The 6,293-nt window shown below is 34.1% G+C and carries 10 protein-coding genes; all 10 read left to right on the plus strand.

Going from position 1 to position 6,293, the window contains the following annotated elements; translation table 11 throughout:
• Window positions 1-369 precede the first annotated feature (369 nt).
• The 10 genes from J7J10_04390 (at window position 370) to rfbD (ending at window position 6,144) form a co-directional block, all read left to right on the plus strand.
• Window positions 370-663 carry a nucleotidyltransferase family protein gene (locus J7J10_04390; GenBank protein ID MCD6130169.1) on the plus strand — a complete coding sequence of 98 codons (294 nt, stop codon included), beginning with the start codon at window positions 370-372 and terminating at the stop codon, window positions 661-663.
• Window positions 656-979 (plus strand): DUF86 domain-containing protein, encoded by a 324-nt coding sequence (locus J7J10_04395; protein MCD6130170.1) that lies wholly within the window; start codon window positions 656-658, stop codon window positions 977-979. Before J7J10_04390 ends, J7J10_04395 begins: the two co-directional genes overlap by 8 nt.
• Before the next feature lie 21 nt (window positions 980-1,000).
• Window positions 1,001-1,345, plus strand: coding sequence for a MarR family EPS-associated transcriptional regulator (locus J7J10_04400; GenBank protein MCD6130171.1), 345 nt, complete (start codon window positions 1,001-1,003; stop codon window positions 1,343-1,345).
• Window positions 1,346-1,473: 128 nt separating this feature from the next.
• On the plus strand, window positions 1,474-1,953 hold the full coding sequence (locus J7J10_04405; protein ID MCD6130172.1) for a hypothetical protein: 480 nt from the start codon (window positions 1,474-1,476) through the stop codon (window positions 1,951-1,953).
• Window positions 1,954-1,969: 16 nt separating this feature from the next.
• Complete coding sequence (locus J7J10_04410; protein MCD6130173.1) at window positions 1,970-2,347, plus strand: four helix bundle protein; 378 nt, start codon at window positions 1,970-1,972, stop codon at window positions 2,345-2,347.
• A gap of 39 nt (window positions 2,348-2,386) precedes the next feature.
• Window positions 2,387-3,262, plus strand: a complete 876-nt coding sequence (gene rfbA, locus J7J10_04415; GenBank protein MCD6130174.1) for a glucose-1-phosphate thymidylyltransferase RfbA — start codon at window positions 2,387-2,389, stop codon at window positions 3,260-3,262.
• A gap of 41 nt (window positions 3,263-3,303) precedes the next feature.
• Window positions 3,304-3,873: a dTDP-4-dehydrorhamnose 3,5-epimerase gene (gene rfbC / locus J7J10_04420; GenBank protein MCD6130175.1), complete on the plus strand. Its 570-nt coding sequence runs from the start codon at window positions 3,304-3,306 to the stop codon at window positions 3,871-3,873.
• Window positions 3,874-3,891: 18 nt separating this feature from the next.
• Entirely contained in the window at window positions 3,892-4,254 is a 363-nt protein-coding gene (locus tag J7J10_04425) for a four helix bundle protein (GenBank protein ID MCD6130176.1), read from the plus strand.
• Between the two features lie 14 nt (window positions 4,255-4,268).
• Complete coding sequence (gene rfbB, locus J7J10_04430; GenBank protein ID MCD6130177.1) at window positions 4,269-5,276, plus strand: dTDP-glucose 4,6-dehydratase; 1,008 nt, start codon at window positions 4,269-4,271, stop codon at window positions 5,274-5,276.
• Window positions 5,269-6,144, plus strand: coding sequence for a dTDP-4-dehydrorhamnose reductase (gene rfbD, locus J7J10_04435; protein MCD6130178.1), 876 nt, complete (start codon window positions 5,269-5,271; stop codon window positions 6,142-6,144). Before rfbB ends, rfbD begins: the two co-directional genes overlap by 8 nt.
• The last annotated feature ends 149 nt before the right edge of the window (window positions 6,145-6,293 follow it).

A 6,293-nucleotide genomic window follows, 5' to 3' on the forward strand; every position in this document is an offset into this window, starting at 1 on the left:
TTATCTGCAGAATCATAAACTGCAGGTTATATCTTATTATAATTCTTGTTGAAAAATAGAAGGGCGGTAGCTTGTCCAGACAGCGGATAGTTAGAGAAGTGTGAGTGTAAGTGAGAAAGAAATAATCCACGAATGACACCCCGTTAAATAAAAAGATTTACCCCTGATACGGTCATACCCTGATGAAATATTTTCGTACCTCAAATTTCACAGGGCAAGCTTCCCTACCCCGGTGGAGTAGATCAAGCACTGCACGGGGCAGGCAGGGCAAACGGGGCAGGCAAATTACTATCCACTATCCACCATCATACACTTACACTATCCGTTTAATGGGGTGTAATTAGTGGATAAAAGATTTGGAGTTTTTCAATGAATATTAAACAAATCGAAACTAAACTGAAAGAGAAGAAAAGCTATTTAGAGGAAAATTTTCATATTAAAGAAATAGGAATATTTGGTTCATTTATTAGAGGAGAACAAACTGCAAGTAGCGATATAGATATTCTTGTTGACTTTGAGAAGGGACACAAGGACTTTTTTAATCACATGAGATTAAAATATTATCTTGAAGAGCTTCTTGAGAGAAAAGTTGACTTTGTGATAAAAAATGCGCTTAAATCAAGGTTGAGGGAAAGGATTTTTAGTGAGGTTGAATATGTCTAAACAGAGAAGGGATTACATTCTTTTCATAGAAGATATCTTAACTTGCATTGAGAAGATCGAAAGATATACAAGTAATGTCTCTTTTGAAGGTTTTAGTAGAAACAATATGGCTGTTGATGCTGTTATACGAAATTTTGAAGCAATTGGTGAAGCGGTAAAAAAGATTCCAAACGAAACAAAGAAAAAGTATACAGGCGTAGAATGGAAAGAAGCTGCAGGATTTAGAGACGTTTTAATTCATGATTATTTTGGAATTGACATAGAAGCTGTATGGGACTCAGAAAAAGCATCAGAAAGAGGAGCGAAGAATAATTAACAGCTCTCTTACCATAGATTTATGGAAAAGAATTATAAGATTCTTAGTTTTATAGAAAAGAATAATAGCTCTACACAGAGGGAGATCGCAAAGGGTGTAGGTTTAAGTCTGGGTATGGTAAACTATGTGTTGAAAGAACTTGCCAAAAAAGGCATCATAAAGATGGAAAATTTTAGAAAAAGCAAAAATAGATGGTCATACAAATATATTCTTACACCGAAAGGCATAGAAGAAAAAACAAAAATTACTTACGGTTTTCTAAAACAAAAGATGACTGAATATAATAGAATAAAAAAACAAATAAAAGAATTAAAAAAAGAAGTAGTCCTTAAGCATAAATCTTATGAAAAAGATATGGATAAATAAATCAAATTCCTTTAAGGAAGCAGAAAAGTTTGATGAGAATTATTACCGGCAGATGACTGCTACCCAGAGACTTGAAATAATGCAATTTTTAAGAGAGTTAAATTTTAAACTTAAATCCGAGAAACGAGATGAAAGTGGAAAAAGACTACGAAGATTTATTAGAATTATTCAACAAAAATAAAGTAAGATGCTGCATAATTGGTGCATATGCGGTGGCTTTTTATGTTAGGCCCAGATATACCAAAGATATGGATATATTGGTAGAGGCAACTGTTGATAATGCTGAGAAAATTCTAAAATCTCTTGAGGAGTTTGGATTTAAAAATGCGGGATTAAAAAAAGAAGACTTTATAGAAAAAGAGAGGATAATTCAATTGGGTTTCGAGCCTATAAGAATTGATTTAATTACTTCTATAGAGGGCTGTAGCTTTAAAGAAGTCTGGGAAAATAAAACCGTAGGAAAATACGGAGAACAAGAAGTTTATTTTATTGGACTGAATGAATTGATAAAAAATAAGAAAAAATTAGACCGCAAACAGGACCAGGCAGATTTAGAAATTCTGCTGAAATTTAAAGAATCGCAGAAGCAACCGACTAAAAAAGGATAAGGGAAAAAGGATAAAGATGGAAGAAAATAGTTTTAAGAATAAGAAGAACTTGCAAGGGCGCACATTTAACTTTGCAGTGGAAATAATCAAGCTCTTAAAAGAAGTTAAATATTCAAAAGAGAATGATGTTATAAAATATCAATTAGCAAAATCAGCTACTTCAGTTGGTGTAAATTACGATGAGGCTCAAGGGGCGTATAGTAAGGAAGATTTTAAATATAAAATTGGTATTTGCTTTCGTGAGGCAAAAGAAAGTAACTATTGGCTAAGAATTATGAAGGCAACAGGTATTTTAAATGGTGCCAGTTTGGATTATTTAGTAAAAGAATCAGAAGAGATTAAAAATATCTTCGCAAGCATAAACAAGAAAATTCATTATCGCAAAGATGTATAAGATTTTATCCTTTATCATTTATCCTTTATCATTGATACTATGAAAGGAATAATTTTAGCAGGCGGCGCAGGAACAAGGCTATATCCGGCAACAAAGATTATCTCTAAACAGCTTCTTCCAGTTTACGACAAACCTATGATTTATTACCCCTTGTCAATTTTAATGCTTGCAGAAATAAGAGATATTTTAATAATTTCTACACCTAAAGACTTGCCAAGATTCAACGATTTATTTGGTTCCTCTTATGCAGGAATTAAGTTTTCATACGCCGAACAACCACAGCCTAATGGCATCGCAGAAGCCTTTATTATTGCAGAGCAATTTATCAAGGATGATAATGTTTGTTTGGTTCTTGGTGATAATATATTCTACGGTCATGGATTGACGAAAATGTTGGTGAATGCAAAAAAAAGTATAAAAGACGAAGGCGGAGCAGTAGTATTCGGGTATTATGTGAATGACCCTCAAAGGTATGGCATAATTGAATTCGATAGAAATGGAAATGTTCTATCAATAGAGGAAAAACCAAAAAATCCCAAATCCAATTATGCTGTAACAGGACTATATTTTTATGATAATAATGTGGTTAGAATAGCAAAGAACATAAAGCCTTCTCGGAGAGACGAGTTAGAAATTACAGATGTAAACAAGGTTTATCTTGAAGAAAAAAAACTCAAGGTAGAACTTTTTGGCAGGGGTTTTGCCTGGCTGGATACAGGCACACACGAAAGCCTGATTGATGCTTCACGATTTATACAGACAGTAGAGATAAGGCAAGGTTTAAAAATCGGCTGCATTGAAGAAATTGCATATAACAACAGATGGTTGACCAAAGAACAGCTCATCAAACTTGCTGAACCAATGAGGAAGAATGGATATGGAAAATATTTATTAGATTTGGCAAACGAAAGTTAGTGTGAGTGTAGGTGAAGGTGTGAGTGTGAGTGGAGGTGTGGGTGAAGGTAAAGTTTGAAAGACTGGAAATTCCTGAGGTAATAATTATTGAACCGGTTGTTTTTGAAGATGAAAGGGGATATTTTTTTGAAAGCTATCAAAAAGAAAAATTTAAAGAGATAGGCATTGATGTGGATTTTGTTCAGGACAATCAATCTTTGTCCATTAAAGCAGGAACAATAAGGGGACTGCATTATCAGCTTAATCCGAAAGCCCAGGCTAAGCTTGTGAGGGTAATAACAGGCGCGGTTTTTGATGTTGCTGTAGATATAAGGAAAAATTCACCAACATTTAAAAAGTGGGTGAGTGTTATTTTAACGGCAGATAATAAAAGACAGATATTCATTCCCAAGGGATTTGCTCATGGTATATGCACATTAACCCCAAATACTAAAATTTTGTACAAGACAGATGAATTTTATTTTAAGGAATATGAAAGAAGTATTAGATGGGATGACCCGGATATAAATATAAAATGGCCGCTTGAGGATATTGGCGAAGTTACACTTTCTGAGAAGGATAAGAACGCACCATTTTTAAAGAATGCGTTCTTAGTTTATAGTTACTGGTGAATAGTTGGTAGTAGAGGAATGAAAGATTACAAGGATTTGGAAGTTTGGAAAAAGTCTATGGATTTGGTTGTAGATATTTATAAATTGATAAAACAATTGCCAAAAGAAGAAACCTATGCTTTATCTGATCAGATTAGGAGGTCTGCTGTTTTTATTCCTTCAAATATAGCAGAAGGAGCATCTAGAAAATCAACAAAGGAGTTTGTCAATTTTTTGTATATAACATTAGGATCATCCAGTGAATTGGAAACTCAACTTATTTTAGCAAGAGAAATTGGTTACGTGAATAATGAAAATTTAAAACAGATTTTAGCAGATTTAATTATTATCCGTAAAATGATTCATTCACTCATAAATTATTTAAGGGGTAAGCAAAAATGAGCGATCAATTAACTATGAACTATCAACTATCAACTAAATTCCTCGTCACTGGTGGTGCAGGCTTTATGGGTAGTGAATTTGTAAGGCAGGGCATAAAAAAAGGATATAAAGTTGTAGTTCTGGATAAGCTAACTTATGCTGGAGATTTTAAAAGACTTAAAGGGTTTAAAGGAAAATTTAACTCTTATAAAGTAGATATAACAGATAAGCAGAGTGTTGAAGAAGTATTTAAGTTAGAAAAACCAGGTGTTGTTGTTCATTTTGCAGCAGAGACACATGTAGACAGAAGCATAGTGGATGCCGCACCTTTCATCGAGACAAACATAAAAGGAACTCAGGTGTTATTGGATACTGCTAAAAAATACAGTGTTAAAAAATTTATCAATATATCAACAGATGAAGTTTATGGCGAATTGGGAAATGATGGACAGTTTTATGAGACAACTCCGTTAAATCCCCATTCTCCCTATTCTGTGAGCAAAGCCTCTGCCGACATGCTGGGCAGAGCTTACTACAGAACTTATGGCTTGCCAGTTATCACTATCAGACCATCAAACAATTATGGCCCCTGGCAGTATCCAGAAAAGCTCATACCCGTTGTTATATTGAAAGCCTTAAATAATGAAAAGATTCCTGTTTATGGAAAGGGGGAAAATATCAGGGAATGGCTCTATGTGGAAGATTGCATGGATGCAGTTTTTAAGATTATTGAGAAGGGGAAAGCTGGAGAGATTTATAATGTAGGAAGTGGCCAGGAAAGAAAAAATATAGAAGTGGTTAGAAGTGTATTGTCTATGATGAATAAACCGCAAAGCTTGATAGAATTTGTTAAGGATAGACCCGGCCATGACTTTAGATACTCTTTGAATGTAAATAAAATAAAAAATGAAATAGGTTGGGAGGCAAAAACCAGCTTTGAAGAAGGAATAAAAAGGACAGTTAGCTGGTATCTATCCAATGTTGATTGGCTAAAAAGCAAGCTCAATGAACTTAAAGAATACTGGAAAAAGGTATATGAGTAAAATTGTTCTTCTTGGTGCAAATGGCCAATTGGGGAACGACATAAAAAAGGTTTTTAAAGAATCTGACACAAAACTTATCCCATTAACGAGGGAAGATTTAGATGCCGAAAAGGATGATGTAAATAAGAAACTTGAGAGATTCAGAGGCACGGATTATTTAATAAATACCATTGCATACAACAAAGTTGATGACGCAGAGGATTTTATAGGTAAGGCGTTTAAGACCAATTCATTTTTTGTTTATAAATTATCTAAGTTTTGTACCTCAAATGATGTTACCTTGATTCATATAAGCACGGATTATGTATTTGATGGCAAGAAAAATGAACCTTATAAAGAAACAGACCTTCCAAATCCATTAAATGTCTATGGGAATTCAAAGTTGGCAGGTGAATTTTTTGTAAGAAACTATTGCGAAAAATATTTTATTTTCAGAATATCTTCTCTGTTCGGTATTGCAGGCTCAAGAGGCAAAGGCGGAAACTTTGTTGAAACAATGATAAAGTTGGCAAAAGAAAACAAACCATTGAAAATTATCTCTAATCAGTATATGTCTCCAACCCACACACTTGATGTAGCAAGGACAATCAAAACATTTATTGATAAGGATATTAATGAATATGGCATTTATCATGCTTGTAACACTGGTCTTTGTAGTTGGCATGAATTTGCAAAAACCATATTTGAATTCACTAACATAAAAGCCAATCTTTCAGAGATTACTTATGAAGACTACAAAACAAAAGCGAAAAGACCAAAATATTCGGTAATGGACAACACAAGAGTTTCCAAATATTACAAAATGCCAGAGTGGGAAGAGGCATTGAAGGAGTATTTAGTTGAAAAAGGGTTGATGGTTGAAGAATGAAAGATTGCAATGAACAAATCACCCCGTTAAATAGCTACACATTTCACGGGGCAGGCGAATCACGCCTCACGGATTACCAATTACCAATTACTTCCCACCATCCACCATCATGTACCCACACTAATCAGTTGATGTTAAATGTCTTGCGG

The sequence above is a fragment of the Deltaproteobacteria bacterium genome (assembly GCA_021159305.1).
Lineage (GTDB): Bacteria > Campylobacterota_A > Desulfurellia > JAGGSF01 > JAGGSF01 > JAGGSF01.

Bases quoted from the DNA above. Each gene is read 5' to 3' on its own strand.
- rfbD (MCD6130178.1), top strand. From the start codon at position 5,269: ATGAGTAAAATTGTTCTTCTTGGTGCAAATGGCCAATTGGGGAACGAC.
- J7J10_04410 (MCD6130173.1), top strand. From the start codon at position 1,970: ATGGAAGAAAATAGTTTTAAGAATAAGAAGAACTTGCAAGGGCGCACA.
- rfbB (MCD6130177.1), top strand. From the start codon at position 4,269: ATGAACTATCAACTATCAACTAAATTCCTCGTCACTGGTGGTGCAGGC.
- J7J10_04425 (MCD6130176.1), top strand. From the start codon at position 3,892: ATGAAAGATTACAAGGATTTGGAAGTTTGGAAAAAGTCTATGGATTTG.
- J7J10_04400 (MCD6130171.1), top strand. From the start codon at position 1,001: ATGGAAAAGAATTATAAGATTCTTAGTTTTATAGAAAAGAATAATAGC.
- J7J10_04395 (MCD6130170.1), top strand. From the start codon at position 656: ATGTCTAAACAGAGAAGGGATTACATTCTTTTCATAGAAGATATCTTA.
- rfbA (MCD6130174.1), top strand. From the start codon at position 2,387: ATGAAAGGAATAATTTTAGCAGGCGGCGCAGGAACAAGGCTATATCCG.
- J7J10_04390 (MCD6130169.1), top strand. From the start codon at position 370: ATGAATATTAAACAAATCGAAACTAAACTGAAAGAGAAGAAAAGCTAT.
- J7J10_04405 (MCD6130172.1), top strand. From the start codon at position 1,474: ATGAAAGTGGAAAAAGACTACGAAGATTTATTAGAATTATTCAACAAA.